The following is a 25,641-nucleotide window of genomic DNA, read 5'->3' as shown; positions in this document are numbered from 1 at the left end:
CGCGGGTCGGACCCGGGGGTGTCAACGGAGACGCTTCACTCCCGCGATGATCTCGGCGCTCTCGGGCCGATCCCGATAATTGTCGCGCATGAGTTTCACCCGGATCACGCCCGCCGGATCGACCAGAAAGACGACCGGGTGCGGGATGCCGGCGCCGCGCCCCTTGGCCTCGTGATTGCGGACGCCATACGCGTCGATGACCTTGCTCCCCTCGTCGGCCAGCAGCGGAAAGGCCAGCCCGAGTTTCTTCACGGCTGCGGCGTTGATGTCGGGCGCATCATAACTCAGCGCGACCACCCGGACGCCCGTCGCCTCGATTTCCCGCAGCGAAGCCTGCAACGCCTGGAGCTGCTTGCGGCAAAACGGACACCAGTCAGCCGAGCGCACGAAGACGAGCGCCACCGGTCCCTGTTTGAGCAACGTAGCGAGCGCGACCTTCTCACCGCCGCCGGTGGCGAGCGTGAAATCAGGGGCGCGATCGCCCTCCTTGAGTCCGGGCATCTCGGCGGCGGACGCGTGCATGACACCGCAAAAGAGGGCGATTAGGATGAGTGTTTTAATCATGGAAACAATGAGAATGGTTTCGGCCGCAGGATGAGAGGCCCCGCCTCAGCGATTATTCCCGCAGGCAAATGTATTCACCGTGTATCATCTCCGCCCTGACCACAAAAGCCGGGCAATCGAGTGCGGGCCGGCCGGAACTCAGCTGATCAGCAGGAGGCGCGGCGGCCGGCCCTGCACGGTCGCGGGCGCGCGGTGCACGCACGGCGGCACGGGACTGCCGGGGTACTCCACCGCGATGCGCCAGAAATGGCCGAGACCGAAGCCGAACGGCTGTGCCCCCGGCAGCGCGTCGTAGTGAAGGTCGTAGCAGTGCTCGTGCAGGAACTCGCGGAACGCCGCGCCGTCCTCGCCGCCGAAGCTCCTGAGTAGCGCGGCGCGGGTTTCGGGCCGGTCGATGCAGCGCTGCGCCTCCTCGTTGCGCAGGCCTTCCGAAGCCGACTCGGTGTAGCTGCAGAGAAACGTGTCGGTCTCCACCGTGGCGCTGTCAGCGTGGAACGAATACACGTCCGTCGGCACGATCGCATCGGCCTCATCGCGCGGATAGCGCTGGATGCAGTCAAGCACCGGGGCAAGACCGAGCGCGCGGAGCCGCTGCTGATCCTCGATCAGCGTATCCACGGCGGCCCGACCGGCGGGACTGAGCCGCAGGGCCCGGAGGCTCGCGTCGTCGAGGGAGGCGATGTCCTCGCTGGCCGTAAGCTGACCCACGACCTCGTTGAAGTCGCCCGCCAGCGTTCGCGCCCAGCACAAGGCGTTCACGCCGCCACCGAACCGGGTGTTCGCCAGCTCGTCGAAACTTTGCACGACCTTCACGCGCGCGTAGCCCGGCAACGGATGGAAGGAGGACGGCTTCACGTTCATGCGATCACGTTCAGAAGGGGCGAACTGGCCCTCGGGTCAAGGATGCGGCGGCTTTCCAGGACATCCGGCCCACGTGAAGGATGGCGAAGTCCCGAATTGCCCCAATGCGGTTCGGCCGAAATCATCGCCTTCACTTCACGCTCTAAAACCAATCCCCCGATGAAATCCTCCCCGTTTGCCGCCGTCCTGCTTTCACTCCTTGGGCTCGCTCACGCCGCCGCCGCGGAGGATTTGGGCCGGCTGATATTTCAGGATGATTTCGCCCGCACCGAGTCGCAGGAGAAGACCGACGAACCCGGCAACGGCTGGGGCACGAACAGCAAGTCGCGCGCGAAGGGCAACAAGCAGGTAGACCTGCGCGACGGCGCGATGCGCATCTTCATCCACGCGGAGGCCGATCACGCCGTATCTGTCACGCACGCGATGGAGTTCACGGATGGCGCCGTCGCGCTGCGTTTCATGCTCGAGGACGCCCGCGACAGTCTCGGCCTGGACTTTGCGGATGCGCAGGAAAAATCCGTCCACGCCGGTCACCTCTTCGCTGCGCGCGTGAGCCCGAAGCAGGTGCTGCTGCAGGATCTGAAGACCGGCAACATGCGCCTCGACATCCACACGACGCGCCAGGCCAAGGGCAAACTGACCGACGAACAACAGCAGGCCCTCCAGGGCAAGCAGAAGGCTGCCCCGCACGCTGTCACGCTGGGCCAATGGCACGACCTCCTGGTGAAGGTCACGGGCGACGAACTGAGCGTAAGCGTCGACGGCAACGTCGTGGGCAGCTTCAAGTCCCCTGGCATCGCCCATCCCGCCAAGCGCATGCTGCGCCTCGCCGTCCCGCGCAACGCCGTGGTCGACGACGTGAAGATCTGGCGGGCGAAGTGACGCAGGACCGCCCGGGCGCCACGCGTATCGCTTTCCCAACTACGCCGGATTGAGCCGGTTCCCCGACTATCACACGGCCCGGCGCCGTGGCCACACGCGCCGCAACGTCCGTCGCCACCACGATTCCTCCGCGATGATCGCGTGCGTCGCGGCATGCGGCCGCGGCGCCGCCGAGGCGACACCACGCTGAATGACGCCGGCTTCCGCAGCGGCGCGCAGCAACGCCTCGTGAAACGTCAGCGCGATCTTGAAGGACGCGAGGGCGTTCTTGTTGATGAAGCGCTCCAACTCCGGCAACTCCACGTACACCTCCGCCTCGGTGCGGCCCTTGCGTCCGGGGATGAAAAGACTGCGCAACTTCGACGCCCCGTGCCACAGCTCGACCGTCAGCGTCGCCTCGGGCCAGGCGAGTCCGTCGAAGTCAAAATACTCGCACTGCCACTCCGGCACCGGCTTGCCCGTCTCGGCGTAGTAGTCGCGCTCCTCCTGCGACGGACGCGTGAAACCCGCCCCGCCCGCCGCCTGCACCCAGAACACCACATGGTAGCCCGCAGCCGTGCCGAGGACGCCCGGCACCGGGCCGAGAAACTCCATGTACACGTTGTCGGGACTACTCGAGGCAGGCATGGCGATAGGTTGGAACGTACTCAGCCCACCCCTTCGGTTCTTACCCAGCTGCGCTGAAGCGACGAGTCCATGGGCGGTAAAAATTAACAGAAATCTGCCAACATCGCCCGGGGGCGCAGGCGTCCCGCCTGCGCTCCCCGCTCGCTCCCGCTACGGACACCAATCAGCGGCCGACGCGCTTTGCCAGATCGCGCACGGTTTCCACCATCACCGCTTCCGCTTCCGGCGCAAAGTAACCGATGCCGCCGTGATAAATCCCGCGCGTCTCGTAGCCGCCTTCGCGCAGCACCCGGGCGGACGGAAAGTAGCCGTAGGTGTCATTGCAATACGCCGTGAGCCACAGCTTCAGCGGCCCAACCGACTCCTCGATCAGCCGCACGTAATCCACCACGACCTCGCCGGGCAGTCCAACCAACGTCAGATCCTGTCCGAATTGCCACACGGTCACGGGCGCGGCGTAACTCACCGGCAGGGTCTCGCCGGCCTTCAGCCGCGCGAGCATCTGATCGGCGACCCACTTCTGGATCGAACCGGCCTTCGCCGTCGTCTGCTCCAACTCCGCTCGCGCCGGCGGCGTCTGCAACGGCAGCGCCACGCGTTCGAGCGCCGCGCGCAGCGGCCCGTTGACGGGCTTCAACGCGTTGCCCAGCACCCGCCCGACCTCGCGCCCCAGCGTCGCCCCGTGTTCGCGCGCGATCACCGCCGCCGGCCGCTTCGCGGGATCGTTCAAGCTGTTCGGATACGGATTCGCGTCGCCCGCGAGCCCCTGCATGAACATCGCCTGGGCACCGGGAAATTCGCGTTCGACATAAGCCTGCGCTGCGCCGGCGAAATCGCCGCTGACCTGGTTGTCGCGCGAACCATAGGTGGTGTTGTGACACGCCGCGCCGAAAACGACGCCCCGGAGTTTTCCATCCGGGCCTTCAATCCGCAGCACCGGCACGGAGCGATCGACCGGCCCGCGCGGATTCACGCCGAGAATCACGCCGCGCTCGGTGAATTCACGGCGGTTCATGGGAAAGTCCACCACGCCCCCACCCCAGGCGAGCCGCGCCGGCTGCAGGCGTTGCAGCGCGTTGGTGGCGAGATCGACGCACTGATCCTGCAGCCGCTTCGTGTAGGCAATGAGCTGCGCGGCCTGCGCCTCCGACACGGTGTAATGCGAACGCAGACTCAGCATCACCGACGGTCCCGCATGGGTGTGCGACGCATTGAGCAGAATGCGTTCGCGCGGCACGCCCGTCGCCGCCGTGATGCGCGCACACACCGGCTCGGTGAAGTCCGCGCGAAAGCCGATCAGGTCCGCGGTGATCAGGATCACGCGACTGCCCGTCGCATCCTCCAGCGCGAGCGCCTTGGCGTGGAGGTCGTCGACGACGTCGGTCGCCGGCTGCGTGCGACTCGCATAACCGGCGAGGAGCAACGGCTCGGCCGGCGTGATTTTCTGCGCGGCAAAACCCGCCTTCCAGCCGGCGTCGGCCGCCAGCGCGACCGGGATGCCCGACACCCACACGCCAACGACGATCACGCACGCACGAAGCCGGGGGAGCAGTTTCATCCCGCCAGTGAACGCACAAATCGGGCACCGGGGAAACTGGAATTGCGCGCACCCTGCCGGCCGCCCGCGAGTCTCTCGGTTGCGTTGGCCACTCGGCCGCTTCTCGCGTTGCACCGTGCGACGCACCTCGTTTGAATGCCGTGTCCGCGTGAGAATTCACTCACCCGCCCCTGCCGGTTTTCCCACCGCCCACCCCATGAAGACAAACGCGAAGCAGACTTCCCCGCGCCGGCTGACCCGGCGTCAATTCGTCGGCCAGGCCCTGGTGACGGCTGGCGTCATCACGGGCGCGCCGGCTTTCCTGCGCGGCCAGAATCTGAACAGCAAACTGAACCTGGCGTTCATCGCGTGCGGCGGACGCGCGAACACCAGCCTGAATGAACTCACCCGCGCTCCCGTTCGCGCCGGCGGGGCAGCGAGCAAGAACGCGCCGCCGTCGGCGCAGCACCCGGACGAAAACGTCGTCGTGCTGTGCGACATCAACCAAACGGCGATCGACGCCGCGGCGCAGCGTTTTCCGCAGGCGAAGACGTTCACCGATCTTCGTCGCGTCTTCGATTGGCCGGACGATTTCGACGCCGTCGTGGTCTCCACCGCGGAGCACACACACGCGTTTGCCACGTACCTCGCGCTCACGCACGGCAAGCACGTCTACTGCGAAAAGCCGCTGGCCTATAACATCTGGGAAACGCGGCTCATCCGCGAGACGGCCGCGAAGTATCCGCACCTTTCGACGCAGATGGGCAACCAGGGCCACGCCTCGGACGCGCGGCGTTCGATCAAGGAAATCCTCAACACGGGCGTCATCGGGCCGCTGCATGAAGTCCACGTGTGGGCCGATCGCGCGTGGGGCCTGCAGGACGCGGCGTCCGCCGAGAAATTCGACAAGCCGCACGGTTTCTACAACGGCGCCCCGATCGTCAACCGCTTCACGGAGGAAATGGCCGTGCCACCCGGCTTCAATTGGGACCTGTGGCTCGGGCCCGCACCCGTGCGGCCGTTTCACGCGACGTATTTTCCCGGTCCGCGCTGGTACCGCTGGTGGGATTTCGCCAATGGCACGATGAGCGATCTCGGCAGTCACGACAACGACGTGCCGTTCACGGTGCTCGATCTGTGGCGGCCCGACGGCAAGGGCGGCCGCGTGCTCGCGCCGGTGTCGATCGAAACCACCTCGCCGAATGGACCGGTGGCCCACCCCGAGCTCGCGCCCGCGACGATGATGGCGACGTTCCAATTCGCGGCCGTCGGCGCGCAACCCGCACTCAAGCTCGTGTGGCATCAGGGCGACAGCAAGCCGCCGGGCTGGACGCCCGCGTGGGGCCGGCGCTCCTGCGTTTTTATGGGCGCCAAGGGCATGCTGCTCGGGAATGGAAAGCTCCTGCCCGAGGAGGGATTCAAGGACTTCAAGCTGCCGCCTGAAACGCTCGCCCGCTCCCCCGGCCACTGGGTGGAATGGGTGAACCACGCCAAGGGCAACGGCCCGGTGCCCGGATCGAACTTCCAATATTCCGGCTGGACGACCGAGGTAAACCATCTCGGGAACGTCGCCTACCGCACCGGCCGGAAGATCGAATGGGACTACCAGCGCATGCGCGCGACGAACGCGCCGGAAGCCGCGCCCTTCATCAAGCGTCCCGTGTATCGGAAAGGCTGGGACGACATCCTGAAGACGTGAGGGCCGCACCGCGCGGCCCAACTGCAGCCTAGAAATCGACCGCGCTGCTCCGGACCCCGTTGCGGCCTCCGGCGAGGCTGCAGCGAATCACGACCGGCCGGCCGTCACCACGGCCGACCTTCACGATCGGATGAAGTCCACTGGCCGGAGAAAGCTTAATGCAGCTGCGCGCGGCCGGACGAAAGGATTCGATTCAGCTCTGCTTCCATTTGCTGGCGCACGCCGGCGGCCGGCGGCGAGGAGATGAGATTTGAAAGTTCGAAAGGATCCTCCTGCAGGTCGTAGAGTTCATTCATGTCCTTGAGCTCCCGATAGCGGATGTATTTGTAGCGCTCGGTCCGCACGGCGTCGTAGCCCATCTTCAGCATGCGGGGAAACACGATGTCGCTCGTGTATTCGATGAGAAACGATTTCCGCCAATCCGCCGGCGTGCGCGTGAAGAGCGGCAGCAGCGATCGTCCGTCGATGTCGGCCAGGGCCGGCGCGCCGGCGAGCTCCAGAATCGTGGGCGCCAGGTCCGTGGTCAGGGCCATGCCGGAGGGCTCCGTCCCGGCCTTCACCCGCGGGGGATAGCGCACCAGCAGAGGCAGGCGGATGGACTCCTCGTAGGCGAGACGGCGCTCTTCGCTGAGGCCGTGCTCCCCGTAGAAATAGCCGTTGTCTCCAATCACCATCACGACCGTTTGGTTCAGGGTGCCCTGTTTTTCCAGCTCGGCCAGAATCTGCCCGAGACCTTCGTCCACTGCGGCCAGCATGCGCAGGCGGTCGCGGATGGTTTCATCGGGTGTCACGCTGTCCGGGCCGAGCGGCTTCACCCCCGCGATGGGGCGCTCGAGGGCGGGCTTGCCCTTGGGCGGCATCGCGTAGTTTCCCCGGCGTGGCGGCTGGGCGCCGGCGTAGAGCGTCTTGTGCCGTTCCGCGGGAATGAAACCGCCCTCGCCGATCGCCTCCGTGGTGCCGTCCGCGCGCTGAACTTTGTTCGGATGAAGCGCCTTGTGGGACAACACCAACAGGAAGGGCGCCGTACGGGGCTGTTGAATGAAGCGCACCGCGCGTTGGGTGAAAATATCCGTGACGTAACCCGGCGCGCGGGCCAGCCGACCGTTCTCAAACAATTCGGGGTCCGTCACCTCTCCCTGGCCCTTCATCGCCACCCAATAGTCGAAGCCCGGCCGCGGCGTGGGATCGTTTCCCATGTGCCACTTGCCGATGAACCCGGTGTGGTAGCCGGCCGCGTGGAGCGTCCGCGCAAAGGTGGGCAGCGCATGGCTCCGCGGGCTGCGTTCGGTGTTGTCGAGGATGCCGTGATGGCGGGTTTCGAGGCCGGTCAGAATGTTGGCGCGACTTGGAGAACACAGCGGTGTGACCGCGAAGAAGTTCTTGAACTGCGCGCCCTCGCGCGCGACGCGATCGAGATGGGCGGTGCGCGCGAACGGGTGGCCGGCGGCGCCGAAATCGTCGAAGCGAAGATCGTCCACCACCACGAGGATGATGTTGGGCCGAGGCTCGGCGGCGATGCTCACGGACGACAGGACGAGAGCGGCGAACGCCAGGACGAGTGATGGTAGGTTATGCCTCATGATGGAGAAGAGGTCTGGGATCAGCTCGAGCCCGGTCAGGGTTCCGCGACGTCAGGCTTACTCGAGAGCCTGCAGCACCGTCGCCGTGATCAACTGGCGCAGCCGATTGCGGATCTCGCCGGGGGCGGCCGCCATGAACACCACGGAAAGCTCCTCCTTGGGATCAACCCAGAAGTACGGACCGCTGCCACCGCCCCAATTGAAATCACCGGGTGTGCCCAGCATGCCGGACGCAACGGTTTCACGACGCACCGCGACACTCAGGCCAAAGCCGTAGCCGTGCATATTTCCTCTCGTCCACAGTCGGTCCAAATCGATGTCGGGCGTCATTTGATCCGAAGTCATGAACTCCACCGACTTCCGGCCGAGGTAGCGATGGCCATCGAGTGTGCCCTTCCGCCGCAGCATTTCCGCGAAGCGCAGATAATCGATGGCCGTGGAGTAGCTGTGGTTGCCACCGCTGTCCCGCAGGGGTGGCGCGGTGCGGAGTCGGGCGTTGGTCGGTTCTCCGGTCAGCGGATCGGTTTTGAACGGTCGGGCGAACCGGGAGGCTTTGGCGGGAGGCACAAAGTAGCCCGTGTCGATCATGCCGAGTGGCGCAAAAAGATTTTCCGCCTGGTAATCAGCCAGCCGCCGGTGGGTCAGCCTTTCGATGATCACTCCCATGACGTCAAAGCCCAAACCATAATCCCAGCGCGCACCCGGATGGTAGTGCAGGGGCAATCGGCCCAGGCGCTCGATCAAGTCCGCCGACGTGCGATCGGCCGCCGTCAGCTCGTAATACTGCCGTTCAAGTTCGCTCCCGTTGGCGATGCCATTGGTCAAGCCCGCCGTGTGGCGCATCAGGTCCTGCACTACCGTTTGCCGCCGGGCCGGTTCGGTGCCGGATTTCGTGGCAACGTTCCGGTTCGCCAGTTCCGGCAGATACCGGCCCACTGGATCCTCAAGCACCATCCGCCCGGCTTCGACGAGCATGAGTGCCCCGACCGTGGTCATGGGCTTGGTCAAAGACGCGATCGCAAAAATGGCGTCCTTGGGCATCGGAGTGCCGACTGCCTGGTCGAGCAATCCGAACGCTTCGTGGTAAACCATTTTGCCGCGCCGGGCGACTGCGACCACGGCACCGGGAATCGCGCCCCGCCCCACCTCGGCCCGAAGGGCAGAACCGATTTGCCCCAGGCGTTCGGCGGACAGGCCCACGGTCGCGGGCTCGGCGATCTCCAGTGCAGCCCCGGCGGCCGCAGTCGAAAGAGCGAGCAGACAAGCCATGCCTCCGCCGAGCAGTGTCTTCGTCGTCATCACACCCGTTAAAATTTCAGCCCGGCGCTCACGTACCAGAGGCGACCGATCGGATTGTAGGTCGCGAGGTCGACGCCAACGTCGCTGCCGAAGGCCTGCGGGGCGGACGGCGGCATCTTGTCGGCGACGTTGTTGACGCCGACGGTGAGCTTCAGCCCTGAGAGCAGTTTCTTCCCGCCCGGAAGGCTGATGTGCTTGAATGCGTAGGACACCGAGGTGTCCCACGACAGATAGGACGGCACCTGCACGCGCTTCAGGCTCGTGCTGCTGGCAAAGATGATGCCACCGGCGCCAAGATCCACGACGCTGGAAATGTAGGTGTTGTTCAAGGTGGCAGACCAGCGATCCCGGCTCCAGCTGAGCGCCGTGAACCACTTCATCCCGGGAATGGTGCCCTGCCCTTCGGCGAGGGTGGTGACATGGCCGGCATATTCATAGTAACTCTGGGTCGGGAGCGCTTGGAACTGGTAGTCGATGAAGAACGTGCCCGCCGTGCTGAGGTTGAAATTGCCGAACTCCGATTTGGGGAATTCATAGGTGGCCGAGACGTCCAGCGCCTTCAATTTCTGGCCGGCGATGTTGATGCGGGAGTCGGTGATAAAGATCACATTCGGCGAGACGCCCGACTGGAGCAGAGCGGAAAGCTGCCCTGGGTTGGTAACGGGAACAGGGGGCGGAAGCGATGGATCCGGATTGGTGGGAAAATTGCCGATCGCCACTTGGGAAACGAAGGGTGACCGGGTACCGGAGGTATTGACACTCCCCAGAATGTTGGCCGCACCGGCCACGCCGACCAACGAAAGCTGCCGCACCTCGATGTAGTCGATCCCGAGGGTGAGACGCTGCAGGGCCTTCGGCGAATAGACCGCGCCAAAGGAAGTGGTCTTGGCGGTGGACGGCTTGAGATCGGGATTGGCGCCTGAGCGCTGCCGGGCGAAACCGGGCACCCCAAAGACCGTCTGGATGACCCCGGCGGCAGTGGCGCCCTCCGTGGTGGGACCAAAGAGCGCGAAGAGCGAAGGTGCGACGAAGGCCTCGGAGTAAGTGCCGCGCACGGTGAGTTCATCGCCCACCGGACGCCAGCGCACGCCGTATTTCGGCACGCGGGAGGCACCGGCATCACTGTACTTTTCATAACGGTACGCAGCCGAAAGCTCGAGCAGGCGCAATCCGGTCAGGTTCATTCGCTCGTTCGTCACGGGCACGCGAATCTCCGCGAAGCCGGCCTCGATGGTCCGCTTGCGGGAAATGGGATCGAAGAAATTTCCGTTCTGCCAACGCCGGGAGGTGGGGCCGCTGCTGAAAGAGTTTTCATCCGGCGTTCCGACCAGTTTCTCCTCGCGAAAATCAACGCCGAGCGCGGCACCGAGCGGACCGGCGGGAAGTTCGAGCAGCGAACCGGAGACACGGGCGTCGAGCTGCGTGAGCTCCGCTTCGAAGCTGTTGGCGGTCGCACCCCGGATGTTATCGAAGACGGACGGGGCCAGCCCCTCCGGACGCGCGAGCAGGTCGATCGCGGGCTGGACGATGGAATTGGCCGGAGTGATGGCCGCCTGCCACTGGGCCAGCGTGGTCGTGTTGGACGGTGCGCTTTGGTTGCGGAAAAGGCGGGCATAGCGACCGCCAACCTGTGAGTTGCCATTCGCATCGTAGCCGCCGGCGAGGGCGAGCTGGAGATTGGGGGAGTAATATTGCCCGCTCAGTGAATTCTCGAGCCGGTTGGTGTTGGTGTTGTAGCCGGCCTCCCACTGGAGACGGTCACCGATTTTCCCGCGAAAACCGCCGACCAGGCGGCGCAGTTGCGCGGAGTTTTCCGCGCGCCGAACATCCGGGGTGTAGCGAAAGGCCGCAAACAGGCTCGACCGCGTGGGGTTATAGGGAGCGTTGACCGGGACCGTGGTCGTGATGCCGAGCGCGCCCTGCTGCGACCAGCTCTCGCTGAGGGAGTCCATGGCTTCGACGAACATCTCGAGCCGCTCCGGGATGAGTTTAACCGTGCTCGCGAGCGTGATCGCCTGCTTGCGCGATTCGATGGTGAGCGTGACAAACGGAGCCAGATCGAAGGTGTCGGCAATCGGCTGGACGGAGGACGCTTGATAGATGCCAGAGGCGACCAACGCGGCCAGGTCGGCAAAAGCCGCGGCCGGCCCAGTCGGGGTCACGAGGCTCGGGGATTTCAAATCGGACCGCAGAAACGCAGTCGGAAACGCGGTCGACGACTGGCCGAGGGCGCCGGAAATCGTCGCCGACTTGCCCCGTTGCGGATTCGAGAACGGTCGCTCGGACTGAAACAACGGGGTGATGTTCGACTTGGAAAACGACAGCGTCAGGCTGAAGCGGTCGGTCTTGGCTCCCGCCACCAGATAGGCCGAGCGCTGCGTGTAGTTTCCATCGCGAGTGGACATCGCGTAGCGCCCGCCCACTTCCAGCCCTTGATAGTCGTGTTTCAGCTTCACATTCACCACGCCACCGACGGCATCGGAGCCATAGATCGCCGAAGCGCCGTCCGTCAGCACCTCCATCGACTGGATGGCGGCCAGTGGGATCTGGTTTACGTCCACGAAGGATCGACCACCTCGCGCGCTGGCACCGCTGTCGGGCAGGCGGCGACCGTCCAGAAGCACGAGCGTGGAAAGATTGCGCAACGAAATCTGCGCACCACCGGAGGTGGCGGTGCCGCCCGCGATATTGCCGTTGGTCGCACCAAGGTTGCCGCTGCCCGCGAAACTGGGCATGCGGGCCTGCACCACTTCGAGGAGATTGGAGGCCAGACCGGTGCGCTCGATTTCGTCTCGATTGATGATCGTGACCGGCGCCGCGAGTGCATCGGATGCGGTGGGAATGTTGGAACCCGTGACGACGAAGGCGGCGAGCTTGACGCTCTCGTCGGTATTCGCATCCGGTTTCCTTGCTTGGGCGGCAGCCGAAGTGGCTGGCGTCATCGCCACGGCGAGCCAGGAGCCAAGGGCGGTCAAAAGTGTTCTGGATTTCATCGAAGGTGGTGGGTCGGGCGAGGTGGGAGACCTGGCCGCCTCGTTCGGCGCCGCGTTCGTTGGCGGAGTGCTGCGGCGCACGGTGAGGGTGCCGTCACGCCGGTCGGAAACGATCGAAAGTCCCGTGCCTGCCACGAGGCGTTCGAGCACTTCGCGCGGAGCGAAGGTGCCGCGCAGCGCCGGCGTGTGAACGCCGCGCACGGTCTCGGCGAAGAAGGCGATCTCGAGGCCGCCTTGTTGCGCGGCGAGCTTGAGCGTGTCAGCCGCGTCTCCTGCGGGAATATCGAAGCGAAGCGCCGTATCAGCCGCCCAGGCGGCTCCGGCAAAAACAAGCGCACCAAGGCAGGCACCCAACCAGGTGCGAAGGCGGCGGAACATGTGAAATTCAGGGACAAGCGCCCCTTGACGCTTCAGCCCGCCCTTTTCACTAGAGAAAAGTTTGCGGCGGTGTCGTTTCACTTCGCGCAAGAGCGGCCGGGGCGTCCGGCGGGCGTCAGCGTTTTCGCCGCACGACTATCGTGTTGGGCCCGCGGCGCTCGATCTGCACGCCGGGCGCGGCGGCAAGGAACTGCGCGAAACCCTCAACGTTGTCGGACCGGATCGATGCGACAATCGGGATCGCGGCGAGATCGGCGTCAGCCAGCTCGAACTGCACCTGATTGCGGAGGTTGAACTCGGCCACGGCGACCGCGAGCGGCGCCGAAGAGAAATCGAGCAACTGCGGGTGCCAGGTGAGATGCCGGGAAATCTGGGCCGAAGTCGCGGGCGCGATGAGCGGCGGCTCGGCGTTCGTCAGCGAGACCGTGGCGCGCTGGCCGGCGTCGACCAAACTTCCGACGGTGGCGGCGACGGTGCCGGCGCTGGCGTCTGCGACGGCCCGCTCGACTTCGCGCTGCACCCCCACTCTCCCTTCAGTGACCAGCACCTCAACCGCCCCGGCCTCGAGCCGCACGCTGAAGGCCGTGCCAACGGCACGCACATCGACGCCGCCGGCCCGCACGATAAACGGCCGCGCGGGGTTCGTCGCGATCGTGAAATGGGCCTCACCGCTCACCAGCGTGGCCCTGCGCTCCTGCGCGGTGAAGGCGACGCTCACCACCGCACCGCGATTCAATTCCACCGCGGAGCCGTCCGCGAGAAGCCGGCGCGCGGGTTCGCGATCGGCCACGAGTGACGAGGCGGCCGACGAAGGCGACGCGCGCCACCACCCCCACGCCACCGCGATCGCCGCGGCGGCTGCGAGTGCAACCGGCGCCAGCCAGTGAACCACCCGGCGGGGCCGCGCGAGCAGGTCGGGGTTCGGCTCCGCGCTGTGTTCGGGTCGCCAGTGCGCGAGTGCCGCGAAATCACCGGTGACGCCGCGGTGCAGCGCGAACCATTCCCCGTGCCGTGGATCGGCTGCGAGCCATTGCAGGAATTCGTCCTGCTCCGCGGCGGTGAGGCCGCGATCGCGGCGCACGAGCCAATCGGCAGCGGCCTGCGAGCGGCGGTCGCCGGCGGGTGAATCGGGCTCGGGGCGTTTCATCGCGCGGGTCTCCGCCCGGCGAGGCGGTGGAGCATGTAGTCCGTGCATTTCTTCGTGCCGATCGCCAGTTGGGCGGCGACCGTGCGATCGGAAATGCCCAGCTTCTCGCCGATGACTCGTTGCGACAAGCTGTACACGAGGCGCAGCGTCATCACCTGACGGCAGCGATCGGGCAGAGACTGGATGGCCTCGGTCAAGAGTGCGCGCTCCTGTTCCCGCGCGACGGTGTCCGGGATGCTGGCATGGTCATCCAAGACGTTTGAGAGGTCCGTTTCCACTAGCGAATCCGTGCGCGAGACGGCGTGGCGCCGGAGCTGGTCGAGCGCGAGGTTGCGCGCGATGGCGAAGAGAAATGCTTTCGGCGACTGCAACTCGCCGCTCTGGCGCGCACGCAACAGGCGAAGGAACGCCTCTTGCACCACATCGTCGACTGCGAGCCGCGGCCCGAAGCCCTGCGCCAGCCATGCGCGCAACATCGCTTCGTGCGGCTGCACGTGCGCGGCGAACCAACTTGCTTGCTCGGGGTCTTGCGGAGGCATCCGTCCAGCGTTCCGGCCGAGAGCGTCAACGCGCTCCGCAGATACTCCAGCCAAATGTGCTCCCTCCCTGCGGGGCGGCCTGCATTCCACGCTCTCATTTCGATCCTGCAGCGACTGCATGCGGCGAGTGACTCCCTCCCATGGTCCTGATGTCGACCGCGTCACCCTCAGACCCGCGGCATTTTGAACGGACTCCGGATGACTCTCCGGTTAAGTGAAAATCTGGCGCGCCACCGCACCTTGCATCAACTTACTGCGAGTGGCCTCGATCACACCCTCGCTCCCCTCCCCTCGTTCCACCCCATGAATCGCCGCACCTTTCTCAGTCTCACCGCCAGTGCCGCCGCGACCGCCGCGTTTGTTTCGCCCGCCCCAGCCGCGTCAAAGCGCACCCTGCGCAAGGCGATCATGTATTCCACGATCGGCGTGAAGGGCGCACCGCTCGCGCGACTGCGCGCCATGAAGGAAGCCGGCTTCGAGGGCGTGGAGCCGCTCGGCGGCATGAATCGCGAGGAAGTCGTGGCCGCGCTCAAGGACACCGGCCTCCAGGCCGCGAGCGTGTGCTGTCACACGCACTGGGTGAAACCGCTCTCCGCGCCCGACGAAGCGACGCGACAGGTGGGACTCGACGGCCTTCTGCACAGCCTGCACGACGCCCAGGCTTACGGCGCGACCAGCGTGTTGCTCGTGCCCGGTGTTGCGCGCAACGGCGTGACCTACCAGCAGTGTTTCGACCGTTCGATCGCAGAGATCCGCAAGGCCATTCCCGTGGCGCAGGCGACCGGCGTGAAAATCGCCATCGAGAATGTCGGCAACGATTTCATCACGACGCCCCAGCAGGCCGTCGACTACCTCGACGCGATCGCCAGCGAGTGGGTCGGCTGGCACTTCGACATCGGGAACGCCGGCCGCTACGGCCCGGCCGAAAAGTGGATTCAAGTCCTCGGAAAACGGATACTCCGGATTCACATCAAGGATTACAGCGCCCAACCGGTGGAACCGGGCCGCAAGGCGGGACCGCGCCCCAAACTGCTGGACGGCGACACGCGCTGGCCCGCCGTGATGGCCGCGCTGGACCAGGCCGGCTATCAAGGTTGGGCGATCTCCGAGCAGCCTGAAACCCAGTCCGCCGACGTGGCCGCGGCCCGCGACCTGGCCCGGCGGATGGACCGGATCTTCGCGCTTTAAGATCTGCTGCAGTCGTCCGCTCGCACCGGGGGCACGCCGGCCCACGCCTTGACTGCCAGACGTCACCAGCCGGCAGCGCGTGCGTTGCCTGAGCCCGCGCTTCAGGATCGGCCGGCACGATTTGTAGTCCATAGACTACAATTTTCCTAAGGTTTTTTTCGCCGGGGCCGATGCGTGCGTATGGCGTCGTCTGTCTCACTACCCCAAGCCCTTTCTCCCGAACGGATTTTCGAGATCGCGCGGACCCTGCCGGCGGACTTGAGCGTGTTGTCCAAGTTGAACGAGCTGCTCCGGGATCCCAATACCGAGCTCAGTGCCATTTCCGCCCAGCTGCGTCGCGACGTGGCTCTCAGCGCCCGCATCGTGAAGTTGAGCAACAGCCCGATGTTTGGCGGCGGCCGCACCATTGCCACACCGGACGAAGCGGTAAACTGCGTCGGCTTCGGTGAGATTCTAAAGCTGGTGGGAACGGCCACCGCCGGCCGCCTGAGCGAGAACACCCTGCAATGTTACGACATCAGCGCAAAGCTCCTGCGCGACAACATGCTCTACGGTGCCTTTGCCGCTGAAGCCCTCGCCCGCTCTGCGCGGATGGATCCACGCGTTGCGTATTGCGCGGGACTGCTGCGCTCGGTCGGTCTCATGATTCTCGATCGCGCGGGCCGCGGTCACGTGGTCAGCGCCCCCCTTTACAGCGCCTCGCGCTGGCCGGATTATTTGTCGTGGGAAAAGGCCGTCTTCGGCATCGCGAGCAGCGAGGTCACCGGCATCCTGCTCGACGAGTGGCAGTTTCCCGCCGAGATCAGCCGGGCAATCCGCTCCCACTACGTCACGGAGCCGGGAGACATCAAACAACCGCTCGCGGTGCTGCTCAATGTCGCGAACGGCATGGCGCAGGCCGTCTGCCGCAGCTTCCAGGGCGAGGAAGCCCTGTGGCAGGTCACGCCGGAGAAACTCGCGGCCGCAGGCCTGGAGGAGGAACACTTCGAAAAGGCGATCGTGGACACCGAGTCCGCCTTTGAAGCCGCGCAGGCGGCGCTCGGTCGCTAGACCGGCGCCCGCCGCGTTGCGCCGCCGTCCGCTCAGAGCGGACGCACCCAGATGTTCCGGAAACGATCCGGGATCGTGTTCTTGTGATCCTGGAAACGGAACGGCGCCTTGTCCGGAAATTTTCCGTCATAGCTCGTGGCCTTCTTGTGCAGCGTCGGGCCGAGAATCTTCGTGTGATTCTGCACCACGATGCCGTTCACGATCACCGTGACGTAAGCGGGTTCGACGACTTTCCCCGCTTCCAGCCGCGGCGCCGTGAACAGGATGTCATACGTCTGCCACTCGCCTGCCGGCCGTACCGCGTTCACCAGCGGCGGCGTCTGCCCGTAGATCGCGCCCGACATGCCGTCGGCGTAGGTGGGGTTGTTCGTGCAGTCGAGAATCTGAATCTCATAGCGGTCCATGAAGAACACGCCCGCGTTCCCCTTCTTCTGCGAATTGCCGTAGGTCTTCGGATCCGACTTCCACTCGATGTGGAACTGGCAGCTCGCGAAACTCTCCTTCGACCACACGTCGCCGCCATCGACGATCAGCTCGCCATTCTCGATCTTCCACTTGCACGGCACGCCATCCTTGCCGACGAACGCCGCGGTGCTCTTGCCGTCGAACAAGACGATCGCATCCGCCGGAGCGGCACCCGATTTCGCCCCGGGCGTCACCGCCACGGGCCGCGGCCGATCGAGGTCGTGCACCTTCCATGGACTGCCGGGGAAAATCGGCGGCGTGTCGGTGTAGCCGAGGGGAAACGGCTTGCCGTCTTTTTCGTCGGCGCGCGCCATCACGGCGGCAGCCAGGGCAAGAAGGAGGAAGGCGGAGGTTTTCATGGGTAAAAAGCGCAGGTAAACAACGTCGCCGGCCCGCGCTGGCCGGACGACGGTGCGGTTGTAGGCTAGACCTGGACGGGGTCAAATCGCGAAACGCTTCCCGGGGCGGCACCGTCGCATTTCATCCGGCGCGCGTGGCTGGACAGGATGCGGCCGATGGCCGCACACTCCGTCTCTCCCCCACCATGAAGACTTCTTTCCTCACCGTTCTGATGTTGATGTTCGCCACCGCGGCCCTGGCCCAATCTCCGGTCGGCAAGTGGAAACGTGTGTCGTACTTGGCGGATATCGAGGGCAAGAAGGTGGACATGCACGCCGCGCTGCTCAAGCAGCGGCCGTGCGCCGCAAAGATCGTGTATGAGTTCGCCGAAAACGGAAAGGCTTCGCTGGACGCCGCCGCCTGCGAGGAAGGCTACCGGAAAATGCAGGAGAAGCTCTGGTCCAAGACCAAGTGGAAGGTCGAAGGCAGCCGGTTGACGACCTCCAGCACCGACTTCGCCCTCGGCACCAGCTACACCGTGACCTACTCCGGCCGGCAGATGACCTGGAAGAGCGACGACGGCGTGATCGTCTACGAAAGGCTCTGACCATGAGCCTGCATCCGCGCTTCTGATACCGCGGCGACTGGCGTCCGCACTCGCCGAGCAGAGTCATGCGCTTCCCGCATGGCCCTGAACCGGTCCGCGCAGTAGCAGGTGCGGCGGCGTTGGGTTAAGGTGAGTCACAACCGATCAACGCACCCACGTCATGAACCTGCCCCATCCGACCGGACTCCATCATCTCACCGCCATCGCGACCGACGCGCAGTCGAACATCGATTTCTACGCCGGCCTGCTCGGGCTGCGCCTGGTGAAGAATACCGTCAACTTCGACGATCCGTCCGCGTATCATCTCTACTACGGCGACGAGCACGGCACGCCCGGCTCGATCGTCACGTTCTTCTACTGGCCGGGCGCCACGCGCGGCCAGGTCGGATCCGGACAAGTCACGGCCATCACGCTCGCCGCGCCCGCCGCCGCCCTGGACTTCTGGCGCGAACGGCTCGAACGCCACGGCGTGACCGTGACGCCGCGCCACCGCTTCGGCGAGGACGTGCTCGCGTTCAGCGATCCCGACGGGATTCCCCTCGAGATCGTCGGCGTCGCCGCTGATCCGCGCCCAGGCTGGACCGGCGCCGGCATTTCCCCGGCGCACGCAATCCACGGCCTGCACACCGCGGAGCTGACAGTGCGCGAGGCCGGACCCACGGAAGACCTGCTCACGACGGTGATGGGCTGGTCGCTCGTGCGCCGCGACGCCCACCGCGCCCGTTTCACGGCGGGAGCCGGCGGTCCGGGCCACTTCGTCGATGTCATTGCCGATCCCTCCGCACCCCGTGGCACCGGCGGCGCGGGCACCGTTCACCACCTCGCGTTTCGGGTGCCGGATGATGGCGCCGAACTCGCCATGCAGGGTCGGATTGCAGACGCCGGCTACCACGTGTCCGACGTGCGCGATCGCGACTATTTCCGGTCGATCTACTATCGCGAACGCGGCGGGATTCTCTTCGAAATCGCCACCGACACCCCAGGCTTCGCAGTGGACGAGGCGGTGACTGCGCTTGGACAAACGCTCCAACTGCCACGGCAGTTCCGCAGCGCGCGGAGCCGAATCGAAGCGCTCCTGCCGTCCCTGCGCGCCGCGCGCCGTTACTCACCTTAACAGGAACGGTTCTGGGACCGCGACCGCCCCCGGTCGCTGCAGGCAAATCCGATCGAGGCCGGCCACGATCCAATCCAGGCCATCCCACCATCGTTGGAAACATTCAGCGCAACGCACTCGACGCATCGAACGTCCTGCCTTCCGCTCTCACTCCTCCATGCGTTTCACTGCCCTTGTCGCCCTCGTCCTCCCGTTATCGGCCGCACTGCCAGGCGCGGTCGCCGAGCCGCCGAAGCTCGCGATCGTGTTGTCGATCGATCAATTCCGCGGCGACTACCTCACGCGCTTCGGTCCGTACTTCGGCGAAGGCGGCTTCAAACGCCTCCTCGCCGGGGGCACGCATTTCGACAACTGCCGCCAGCGTCATTCCATTACCCAGACCGCTCCCGGCCACGCATCCATTCTTTCGGGTGCGTTCACCAGCGAGCACGGCATCAGCTCGAACGAGTGGCTCGATCGCGCCACGTGGGACATGATCAATTCCGTCGAGGATCGCGACGCCCCGCTGGTCGGCATCACGCCCGCCGAACTCGGGCCGGTCGCGGTGGCCAATCCGGCGAAGACCGGCCGCTCGCCGCGCAATCTGCAGGCGGAAACCGTCGGCGACCAGCTCAAGGCCAAGTATGGCGCCAAATCGAAAATCTTCGCGGCCTCGAACAAGGATCGTTCCGCGATTCTGCTCGGCGGCAAAAAAGCCGACGTCGCCTATTGGGACGAGAACGGCAAGATCGTCACGTCGCGTTATTATCGCGAGTCGTTACCGGCCTGGGTCGAGGCCTTCAACGCCGAGAAGCGCGTACATGCAACGTTCGGCCGCACGTGGGATCGCCTGCGCGACGTCGCGATCTACAACCAGGTCCAAGGCTTGGACGACGATCCGGCGGAAAGTGACAGCGTCGGTCTCGGCCGGACCCTGCCCAAAAAAATCACGGGCGGAAAGAACACGATCACGCCGGCGTTTTTCACCGCGTTCGACAACTCACCTTTTGCCGCCGAGTTTCTGGGCGAGTTCGTGCAGCGCGCCATCCGCGAGGAAAAACTCGGCCGCAACGGAGCCACGGATCTGCTCTGCGTGAGTTTCTCCTCGATCGACGCCGCTGGCCACACCTTCGGGCCCGACAGTCATGAGGTGATGGACGCCGTGCTGCGGATCGATCGCGTGGTGGCGGCGCTGCTGGATTGCATCGATCGCGAAATCGGACTGGCGCGATGCGTTCTCGTCTTCACCGCCGACCACGGTGTCTCGCCCCTGCCCGAACGCACGCTCGCGCGCGACCCAGCCGCGGTGGCCGGCCGGGTGAAAGTGGGCGATCTGGACGCCGCCGCCAAGCAGGCGCTCGACGCGCGCTACGGCGCGCTGGGCAAGGGCGAAAACTGGTTCACGCGCGACAACGCCGGCTACCACGTCCGCCCCGAGGCGCTGGCCGCGAAAAATGTGAGCGCCGGCGAAGTCGCATCGACGCTCAAGGCCGCGCTGCTTCCACTCCCGTACATCGCCGAGGTTTACACCCGCGAGGAATTGCTCGCGACGCCGATGACCGGCGAATCCACGCGCGTGCTGATGCGACGCAGTTATCGCGGCGCTAGCGATCGTGACGTCGTGTACGCGCTCAAGCCCCACTTCATGACCAAGACGGGCGGCGGCTCATCGCACGGTCTGCCCTACGACTACGACATGCACGTGCCCCAGCTTTGGTTTGGTCAGGGCGTCCCGGCCGGCGTGGTCCGCAAGGAAGCGGTGGGCGTCGACGCCATCGCGGCCACGCTGTCCGCCCTGCTTGGCCTGCCGCCCCCGCCGCAGGCGCAAAGCCCCAAAGTGCTGTAGGTCTCGCGGCCGAGCGGGCGTCCCGCCTGCATCGTATCCAGGCCAGCGTGACGCCTGCGCTCCCGGGCTCGGCTTGTGCTCCCGCGTTGATCCGACGCGCCCGCCCTCAGCCTGCGATCGCGGGCCGCCGTTTTCCGACCTGCGTGGCCTGCTCGAACACATGGGCGCACTGCAGCAGCTCAAAATCGGCGCGGTAACGCCCGACGATCTGAATGCCCACCGGCAGGCCGTCGGTCGTGAAGCCGGCCGGCACTGAAATCGCCGGATGCGCCGAGGCCGAGATCCAGTAGGCCGATTTCATCCAGGCGACGTACGTCTCCATCGCCGTCCCGTCGATCGCCTTCGGCCAGTCGAGCGACGCCGCAAACGGCGGCACCTGGTTCACCGCGCACACGATGAACTCGTACTTCTCCTGAAACACCCGCATGCGTTCCATGAACTGTGCCTGGACGGTCATCGCCCGCGTGAGTTCGGCCACCGTCACCGCCGCACCCGCTTCAATCTCGCCCACCGCCTCGGGCTTCATCTCGTGCCGGTGGGCCGCAAGCAGCGGTCCCCACGTGCTCCACGTACGCCACGCCCGCAGCGTCAGGAACGCGTCGTCCACGCCACCGAAGTCCGGATACGCGTCATCGACGATGCAGCCGAGCCGCTCAAAGACCGCCCGCTGGGAGGCCAGGACTGTCCGCACCGCAGGATCGAGCGGCAGCGCACCCAAATCAGGACACCACGCGACGCGCACCCCCTTGAGGTCCCGCTCGAGGGGCCGATTGAACACCGCCGGATCGGAGGGATAACACGCCGGGTCCCGCGCGTCGGCTCCGGCCATGACACTCATGAGGAACGCGATGTCCGCCACCGATCGCGCGAGCGGTCCCTTCACCGCGAGATTCCCAAACGGCATGGCCACGGGCGCCGCGGGAATCACACCCACGGTCGGACGGAAGCCGACGACGTTGTTGAAATTACCCGGATTGCGCAGCGACCCGCCGAGATCGCTGCCGTTCGCGATGGGCATCAGTCCGGCCGCCAGCGCGGCAGCTGCTCCGCCGCTCGATCCGCCGGCACTCCTCGTGAGATCGTAGGGATTGTAGGTCGTGCCGTAGACGCGGTTGTAGGTGTGCGAACCCATCGCGAACTCCGGCACATTGGTCTTGCCGATGAAAAGCGCGCCCGCGCGCCGCAGCCGTTCGACGTTGACCGAGTCAGCCGTCGGCTGGTCGTGACGAAAAATAACCGAGCCGCGGGTGAACGGGAATCCGACCGCCGGCTCCGTGTCCTTGATTGCGATCGGCAGTCCATGCAGCGCACCGATCGTTTCGCCGCGAGCCTGGCGTTCATCCGCGGCGGCCGCCAGTGCCATACAGGCGCCGTCGTCGAGCTTTGCGACAATCGCCGTGAGCCGCGGGTTCACCCGTTCGATCTGACGAAGGTGCGCCGCCATGACTTCGCGCGCCGAAAGCGTGCGCTGCGTGATCACGCGGGCGAGCTCGCGCGCGCTCGTGAAGCACAAAGGATCCGCGGCCGGCCCGCGTGCCTCTGCACCCGCCAGCGTCGGCCCGCCCCCGATTGCACTCAACGTCAGGGCCGGCGTCGCAAGTTTGAGGAAGGATCGTCGCGTGGTATTCAAGGGGTGGAGACCAGATGCCGGCGGAGAACGCGGCCGGGGATTCGCATCCCGCACCGCCACTCTTCGCCCACGCGCCCCGACGTGACCAGTCAAATGCAACTGACGTCCCGTCCACCCTCCCCGTCGGCTGCTTCCTTCGTCCGCTTCAGGTCGGCAGCTTGGCAGAGGCGTCAAACAACTCCCGGGCCTGCGCGAGCAGCTGGGCCTCGGACCGGTGATTCTCGTCCACGACCACGGCGGCCACGTTGCGCTGCGCGACCGCGGGCTGATGGCGTTTCAGCCAGCCGAGGAATTGATCCATCTCGCTGCTCGTGCCCGTGCCGCTGCCGAACACCAGGAACTTCGTCGCACCTTTCAGCACACCGGCCACGGGTTCGTAGAAGCTGGAGCGATTGGGATTCTCGACCGAACGCTCGGCACTCTTGGCGAGGGCCGCCGACCGGACCGGGAGAGCAGGCGCATGCGGATGAATCCGCTGCGGCACCGCGCCGGCGGCGAGAGACCGGTATATCCGGGCCTCGTGACGATCGATCACGAGCAGCCAGTTGGCCTCGTCCGCCTTCGGCACCGCCGCACCCGTCGAAGAGCGCTCGAGAAAGTGCCGCAACGCCATGATCTCGTCGGCGCCGGCCACGTCCTTCGTGACGGGCGGGTGCAACACGAGCGTATCCCCATTGCGTGTCACTTTGAGGTTACCATTGGCCTCCTCGGCAACCTCGCCGAGGGCCTCGAGCAGGGTTCGCACCGATCGCCATTCGAGATTGTGCGACAGCGGATGCTGGAAGAGCGTCGTATACGTGCGCAGGTGCGTGCCGGTGAGTTCGTCGATCGATTTCATAGGGTGCGGGGACAGGTGGCGTCGACGGATCCGACCGGACGCGCGAAACAGACCTCACGGTCGTGGATGGGACAATGCGCGCTGCCACGAACGCCGGCTATGGGTTGTTACCCTACCCGGCGCGCCGCGAGCGCAAGCGTCGTGCTGCTTTCAGCGACTGCGCCGGTCGGTCAGGCTTACTTGGACTTCTCCTGAATTTTTTCACCGAGCTTCTCCACGTCCTTGCCAAGGCCTTTGGAGGTCTGGCAACCGGTGAGTACGGGGAGCAGCAGTACGCCGAGGAAAGTCAGCAGGGCAAAAGCGCGATGATTGGTTTTCACGCCTCCATTCTAACTCTGGCGATCCCGCGTCGCGATGGGGTGTTGACCGTATCTGGCGTCTGCGCGCCCGAGGCGCGCGATGGTCGGGTAATGCCCCATGGTGACGGTGACGGGATCCGCTAGAATGCCGCCTCGAACCGCTGCCGGGCAGCCCGCCCGCTTCACCCGTGCCGCCCCGCGGTCCGGCGCGTATCGACGTCATGACTACGCAGCCACGCCTCCCAGTCCGCACCGGTGACGCCAGCCCGACCGGCCTGAACGCGCCGGTCGCGCAGCCCATGGGCGCGTTCGCCCGGATCTGGCAGCGCCGTTCGGCGTGGATCGCCGGCCTGGCGCTCGCCGGCATCGGGCTCCACCTGCTCTTCCGCTACCACCGTCACACGGAGGTTGAACTGTGGCAGTTTCCCCTGCTGGTCACGCTGGTCGTCGGCGGAGTTCCCCAGCTGTTTGATCTCGGTCGCAAACTGCTGCGGCGCGAATTCGGCTCCGATCTGCTCGGGGGCGTTTCGATCGTGACGTCGGTGCTGCTGGGCGAATACCTCGCCGGGGCCATCATCGTCCTGATGCTCGCCGGCGGCGAAGCGTTGGAGAGTTATGCATTGCGGAGTGCCTCGTCGGTCCTGGGTACGCTCGCCCGCCGCATGCCCGCCGTCGGTCATCGCAAACGCGCCGAGCACCTCGACGATGTGCCGCTCGCCGACATCGCGGTGGACGATCAGCTGGTCGTCTTTCCGCACGAAACCTGTCCGACGGACGGCGTCGTGGTCGAGGGCCACGGCGTGATGGACGAATCCTATCTGACCGGTGAACCGTTCCAAATCACCAAGACGCTGGGCTCCACCGTGCTCTCCGGTGCGATCAACGGCGAGTCGGCGCTGGTCATTCGCGCGAGCCGGCGCGCCGCGGACTCCCGGTTCGCGAAAATCATGGAGGTCATGCACGACTCCGAGCGCAACCGGCCGCGCCTGCGCCGGCTGGGAGATCGGCTCGGGGCGTTCTACACGCCGCTCGCACTCGCACTCGGCATCGCCGCGTGGGCGATCAGCGGCGAGCCCCTGCGTTTCCTCGCCGTGCTCGTCATCGCCACGCCCTGCCCGCTGCTCATCGCGATACCGATCGCCATCATCGGCTCCATCTCCCTGTGCGCCCGCCGCGCGATCATCGTCAAGAGCCCGGTCGTACTCGAACAGATCGCCGAGTGTCGGACGGCGATCTTCGACAAGACGGGGACGCTCACCTACGGCGAACCCAAGTTGACCGACGTGTTCGAGCCGTCCGGATCGTCGAAACAAGATGTGCTCGGACTCGTCGCGAGTCTGGAACGCTACTCGAAACATCCGCTGGCCCGGGCGATTCTCGCGGCGGCCCGCGAGAAAGACCGGACGCTTGCCGAGGCCACCGAGGTCAGCGAGCAACCCGGCCAGGGCCTGCGCGGCGTGGTTTCCGGTCACTCGATCCAAATCACGAGCCGCCAGCAACTGACCATCGAGGGCGTACCCGGCGCGGCCGACATTCCTGCCGTCAGCGGAGGACTCGAGTGCGTCGTCGCCATCGACGGCCGCTATGCGGCCACGCTGCGCTTTCGCGACGCGCCGCGCGTCGAGGGCCGGTCTTTTGTGCACCACCTCGGTCCGCGCCACCATTTCAGTCGCGTCCTCCTCGTTTCGGGCGATCGCGAGTCCGAGGTCCGCTATCTCGCCGGCCAGGTGGGCATCACCGAAATCCACGCCGAGCAAAGTCCGGAGCAAAAGCTCGCGCTGGTGCGCCACGAAACCGCGATCGCGAAAACCCTCTACGTGGGCGACGGCATCAACGACGCGCCCGCCATGATGGCCGCGACGGTTGGCATCGCGATCGGCCAGAACAGCGACGTCACGGCCGCCGCCGCCGGGGTCGTGGTGCTCGACAACTCGCTGGAGAAGATCGACGAGTTCATGCACATCGCCCGCCGCATGCGCACCATCGCATTGCAGAGCGCCGTCGGCGGCATGGCGCTCAGCCTGATCGGCATGATCGTCGCCGCCACCGGACACCTGAATCCGGTTCACGGTGCGATCGCCCAGGAAGTGATCGACGTCCTGGCCGTGTTGAACGCATTGCGCGCCGCCTTTCCTCCCAAGATCCTGCATGACCTCGACACCAGCGCCTGACACCTCGCT

21 protein-coding genes are annotated in these 25,641 nt (G+C 65.8%); 9 read left to right on the top strand and 12 right to left on the bottom strand.

What is annotated here, in order from left to right:
* Positions 1-21: 21 nt before the first annotated feature.
* Together ACLJEU_RS09915 and ACLJEU_RS09910 are read right to left on the bottom strand one after the other, a co-directional pair.
* A complete protein-coding gene (locus ACLJEU_RS09915) occupies positions 22-564 on the bottom strand; it encodes a peroxiredoxin family protein (RefSeq protein WP_414664807.1) in 543 nt (180 codons plus the stop codon).
* A gap of 138 nt (positions 565-702) precedes the next feature.
* On the bottom strand, positions 703-1,419 hold the full coding sequence (locus tag ACLJEU_RS09910) for a hypothetical protein (protein ID WP_414664806.1): 717 nt from the start codon (positions 1,417-1,419) through the stop codon (positions 703-705).
* A 165-nt stretch (positions 1,420-1,584) separates the two neighbouring features.
* On the opposite strand from ACLJEU_RS09910, the gene ACLJEU_RS09905 reads away from it, so the two are divergent.
* Entirely contained in the window at positions 1,585-2,307 is a 723-nt protein-coding gene (locus ACLJEU_RS09905; RefSeq protein WP_414664805.1) for a LamG domain-containing protein, read from the top strand.
* Positions 2,308-2,376: 69 nt separating this feature from the next.
* Here ACLJEU_RS09905 and ACLJEU_RS09900 read toward each other — a convergent pair whose 3' ends face one another.
* Positions 2,377-2,934 (bottom strand): hypothetical protein, encoded by a 558-nt coding sequence (locus tag ACLJEU_RS09900; RefSeq protein WP_414664804.1) that lies wholly within the window; start codon positions 2,932-2,934, stop codon positions 2,377-2,379.
* A 163-nt stretch (positions 2,935-3,097) separates the two neighbouring features.
* Entirely contained in the window at positions 3,098-4,492 is a 1,395-nt protein-coding gene (locus ACLJEU_RS09895; protein WP_414664803.1) for a neutral/alkaline non-lysosomal ceramidase N-terminal domain-containing protein, read from the bottom strand.
* Positions 4,493-4,688: 196 nt separating this feature from the next.
* On the opposite strand from ACLJEU_RS09895, the gene ACLJEU_RS09890 reads away from it, so the two are divergent.
* Entirely contained in the window at positions 4,689-6,170 is a 1,482-nt protein-coding gene (locus ACLJEU_RS09890; RefSeq protein WP_414664802.1) for a Gfo/Idh/MocA family protein, read from the top strand.
* A gap of 155 nt (positions 6,171-6,325) precedes the next feature.
* On the opposite strand, the gene ACLJEU_RS09885 is transcribed toward ACLJEU_RS09890, so the two are convergent.
* The 5 genes from ACLJEU_RS09885 to ACLJEU_RS09865 form a co-directional block, all read right to left on the bottom strand.
* A complete protein-coding gene (locus ACLJEU_RS09885) occupies positions 6,326-7,750 on the bottom strand; it encodes a sulfatase-like hydrolase/transferase (RefSeq protein ID WP_414664801.1) in 1,425 nt (474 codons plus the stop codon).
* 57 nt (positions 7,751-7,807) lie between these two features.
* Complete coding sequence (locus ACLJEU_RS09880; RefSeq protein WP_414664800.1) at positions 7,808-9,049, bottom strand: serine hydrolase domain-containing protein; 1,242 nt, start codon at positions 9,047-9,049, stop codon at positions 7,808-7,810.
* An 8-nt stretch (positions 9,050-9,057) separates the two neighbouring features.
* Positions 9,058-12,420, bottom strand: coding sequence for a TonB-dependent receptor domain-containing protein (locus ACLJEU_RS09875; RefSeq protein ID WP_414664799.1), 3,363 nt, complete (start codon positions 12,418-12,420; stop codon positions 9,058-9,060).
* 115 nt (positions 12,421-12,535) lie between these two features.
* Positions 12,536-13,567, bottom strand: a complete 1,032-nt coding sequence (locus ACLJEU_RS09870; protein ID WP_414664798.1) for a FecR family protein — start codon at positions 13,565-13,567, stop codon at positions 12,536-12,538.
* Positions 13,564-14,106, bottom strand: coding sequence for an RNA polymerase sigma factor (locus tag ACLJEU_RS09865; protein WP_414664797.1), 543 nt, complete (start codon positions 14,104-14,106; stop codon positions 13,564-13,566). Before ACLJEU_RS09865 ends, ACLJEU_RS09870 begins: the two co-directional genes overlap by 4 nt.
* A gap of 303 nt (positions 14,107-14,409) precedes the next feature.
* Between ACLJEU_RS09865 and ACLJEU_RS09860 the strand changes: the two genes are divergently transcribed.
* Together ACLJEU_RS09860 and ACLJEU_RS09855 are read left to right on the top strand one after the other, a co-directional pair.
* Positions 14,410-15,294 carry a sugar phosphate isomerase/epimerase family protein gene (locus ACLJEU_RS09860; RefSeq protein WP_414664796.1) on the top strand — a complete coding sequence of 295 codons (885 nt, stop codon included), beginning with the start codon at positions 14,410-14,412 and terminating at the stop codon, positions 15,292-15,294.
* Positions 15,295-15,474: 180 nt separating this feature from the next.
* Positions 15,475-16,344, top strand: coding sequence for an HDOD domain-containing protein (locus ACLJEU_RS09855; protein WP_414664795.1), 870 nt, complete (start codon positions 15,475-15,477; stop codon positions 16,342-16,344).
* A 32-nt stretch (positions 16,345-16,376) separates the two neighbouring features.
* Here the strand turns inward: ACLJEU_RS09855 and ACLJEU_RS09850 are convergent, their stop codons facing one another.
* The gene (locus ACLJEU_RS09850) at positions 16,377-17,168 is read right to left on the bottom strand and encodes a 3-keto-disaccharide hydrolase (RefSeq protein ID WP_414664794.1); all 792 of its coding nucleotides are present in this window, start codon (positions 17,166-17,168) and stop codon (positions 16,377-16,379) included.
* Between the two features lie 185 nt (positions 17,169-17,353).
* Between ACLJEU_RS09850 and ACLJEU_RS09845 the strand changes: the two genes are divergently transcribed.
* The 3 genes from ACLJEU_RS09845 (at position 17,354) to ACLJEU_RS09835 (ending at position 20,694) form a co-directional block, all read left to right on the top strand.
* The gene (locus tag ACLJEU_RS09845) at positions 17,354-17,755 is read left to right on the top strand and encodes a lipocalin-like domain-containing protein (protein ID WP_414664793.1); all 402 of its coding nucleotides are present in this window, start codon (positions 17,354-17,356) and stop codon (positions 17,753-17,755) included.
* A 160-nt stretch (positions 17,756-17,915) separates the two neighbouring features.
* Positions 17,916-18,869, top strand: coding sequence for a ring-cleaving dioxygenase (locus ACLJEU_RS09840; protein ID WP_414664792.1), 954 nt, complete (start codon positions 17,916-17,918; stop codon positions 18,867-18,869).
* 157 nt (positions 18,870-19,026) lie between these two features.
* Positions 19,027-20,694 (top strand): alkaline phosphatase family protein, encoded by a 1,668-nt coding sequence (locus tag ACLJEU_RS09835; RefSeq protein WP_414664791.1) that lies wholly within the window; start codon positions 19,027-19,029, stop codon positions 20,692-20,694.
* A 106-nt stretch (positions 20,695-20,800) separates the two neighbouring features.
* Here the strand turns inward: ACLJEU_RS09835 and ACLJEU_RS09830 are convergent, their stop codons facing one another.
* Complete coding sequence (locus ACLJEU_RS09830; protein ID WP_414664790.1) at positions 20,801-22,324, bottom strand: amidase; 1,524 nt, start codon at positions 22,322-22,324, stop codon at positions 20,801-20,803.
* Between the two features lie 145 nt (positions 22,325-22,469).
* A complete protein-coding gene (locus ACLJEU_RS09825; protein ID WP_414664789.1) occupies positions 22,470-23,162 on the bottom strand; it encodes a hypothetical protein in 693 nt (230 codons plus the stop codon).
* A gap of 74 nt (positions 23,163-23,236) precedes the next feature.
* On the opposite strand from ACLJEU_RS09825, the gene ACLJEU_RS09820 reads away from it, so the two are divergent.
* Together ACLJEU_RS09820 and ACLJEU_RS09815 are read left to right on the top strand one after the other, a co-directional pair.
* The gene (locus tag ACLJEU_RS09820; protein ID WP_457795367.1) at positions 23,237-23,605 is read left to right on the top strand and encodes a hypothetical protein; all 369 of its coding nucleotides are present in this window, start codon (positions 23,237-23,239) and stop codon (positions 23,603-23,605) included.
* Positions 23,606-23,760: 155 nt separating this feature from the next.
* Entirely contained in the window at positions 23,761-25,632 is a 1,872-nt protein-coding gene (locus ACLJEU_RS09815) for a heavy metal translocating P-type ATPase (RefSeq protein WP_414664859.1), read from the top strand.
* Positions 25,633-25,641: the final 9 nt, after the last annotated feature.

The organism is Terrisphaera buseokensis, assembly GCF_047521145.2.
In the GTDB taxonomy this organism is placed as follows: domain Bacteria; phylum Verrucomicrobiota; class Verrucomicrobiia; order Opitutales; family Opitutaceae; genus ER46.
This window is presented reverse-complemented; position numbering and strand designations above follow the sequence as displayed.

Excerpts from the sequence above, each read along its gene's own strand:
- ACLJEU_RS09895 (WP_414664803.1), bottom strand. The coding sequence starts at position 4,492 with ATGAAACTGCTCCCCCGGCTTCGTGCGTGCGTGATCGTCGTTGGCGTG.
- ACLJEU_RS09820 (WP_457795367.1), top strand. The coding sequence starts at position 23,237 with ATGCGCGCTGCCACGAACGCCGGCTATGGGTTGTTACCCTACCCGGCG.
- ACLJEU_RS09900 (WP_414664804.1), bottom strand. The coding sequence starts at position 2,934 with ATGCCTGCCTCGAGTAGTCCCGACAACGTGTACATGGAGTTTCTCGGC.
- ACLJEU_RS09825 (WP_414664789.1), bottom strand. The coding sequence starts at position 23,162 with ATGAAATCGATCGACGAACTCACCGGCACGCACCTGCGCACGTATACG.
- ACLJEU_RS09885 (WP_414664801.1), bottom strand. The coding sequence starts at position 7,750 with ATGAGGCATAACCTACCATCACTCGTCCTGGCGTTCGCCGCTCTCGTC.
- ACLJEU_RS09815 (WP_414664859.1), top strand. The coding sequence starts at position 23,761 with ATGGGCGCGTTCGCCCGGATCTGGCAGCGCCGTTCGGCGTGGATCGCC.
- ACLJEU_RS09835 (WP_414664791.1), top strand. The coding sequence starts at position 19,027 with ATGCGTTTCACTGCCCTTGTCGCCCTCGTCCTCCCGTTATCGGCCGCA.
- ACLJEU_RS09840 (WP_414664792.1), top strand. The coding sequence starts at position 17,916 with ATGAACCTGCCCCATCCGACCGGACTCCATCATCTCACCGCCATCGCG.
- ACLJEU_RS09865 (WP_414664797.1), bottom strand. The coding sequence starts at position 14,106 with ATGCCTCCGCAAGACCCCGAGCAAGCAAGTTGGTTCGCCGCGCACGTG.
- ACLJEU_RS09845 (WP_414664793.1), top strand. The coding sequence starts at position 17,354 with ATGAAGACTTCTTTCCTCACCGTTCTGATGTTGATGTTCGCCACCGCG.
- ACLJEU_RS09915 (WP_414664807.1), bottom strand. The coding sequence starts at position 564 with ATGATTAAAACACTCATCCTAATCGCCCTCTTTTGCGGTGTCATGCAC.
- ACLJEU_RS09870 (WP_414664798.1), bottom strand. The coding sequence starts at position 13,567 with ATGAAACGCCCCGAGCCCGATTCACCCGCCGGCGACCGCCGCTCGCAG.
- ACLJEU_RS09890 (WP_414664802.1), top strand. The coding sequence starts at position 4,689 with ATGAAGACAAACGCGAAGCAGACTTCCCCGCGCCGGCTGACCCGGCGT.
- ACLJEU_RS09875 (WP_414664799.1), bottom strand. The coding sequence starts at position 12,420 with ATGTTCCGCCGCCTTCGCACCTGGTTGGGTGCCTGCCTTGGTGCGCTT.
- ACLJEU_RS09880 (WP_414664800.1), bottom strand. The coding sequence starts at position 9,049 with ATGACGACGAAGACACTGCTCGGCGGAGGCATGGCTTGTCTGCTCGCT.
- ACLJEU_RS09860 (WP_414664796.1), top strand. The coding sequence starts at position 14,410 with ATGAATCGCCGCACCTTTCTCAGTCTCACCGCCAGTGCCGCCGCGACC.
- ACLJEU_RS09855 (WP_414664795.1), top strand. The coding sequence starts at position 15,475 with ATGGCGTCGTCTGTCTCACTACCCCAAGCCCTTTCTCCCGAACGGATT.
- ACLJEU_RS09850 (WP_414664794.1), bottom strand. The coding sequence starts at position 17,168 with ATGAAAACCTCCGCCTTCCTCCTTCTTGCCCTGGCTGCCGCCGTGATG.
- ACLJEU_RS09905 (WP_414664805.1), top strand. The coding sequence starts at position 1,585 with ATGAAATCCTCCCCGTTTGCCGCCGTCCTGCTTTCACTCCTTGGGCTC.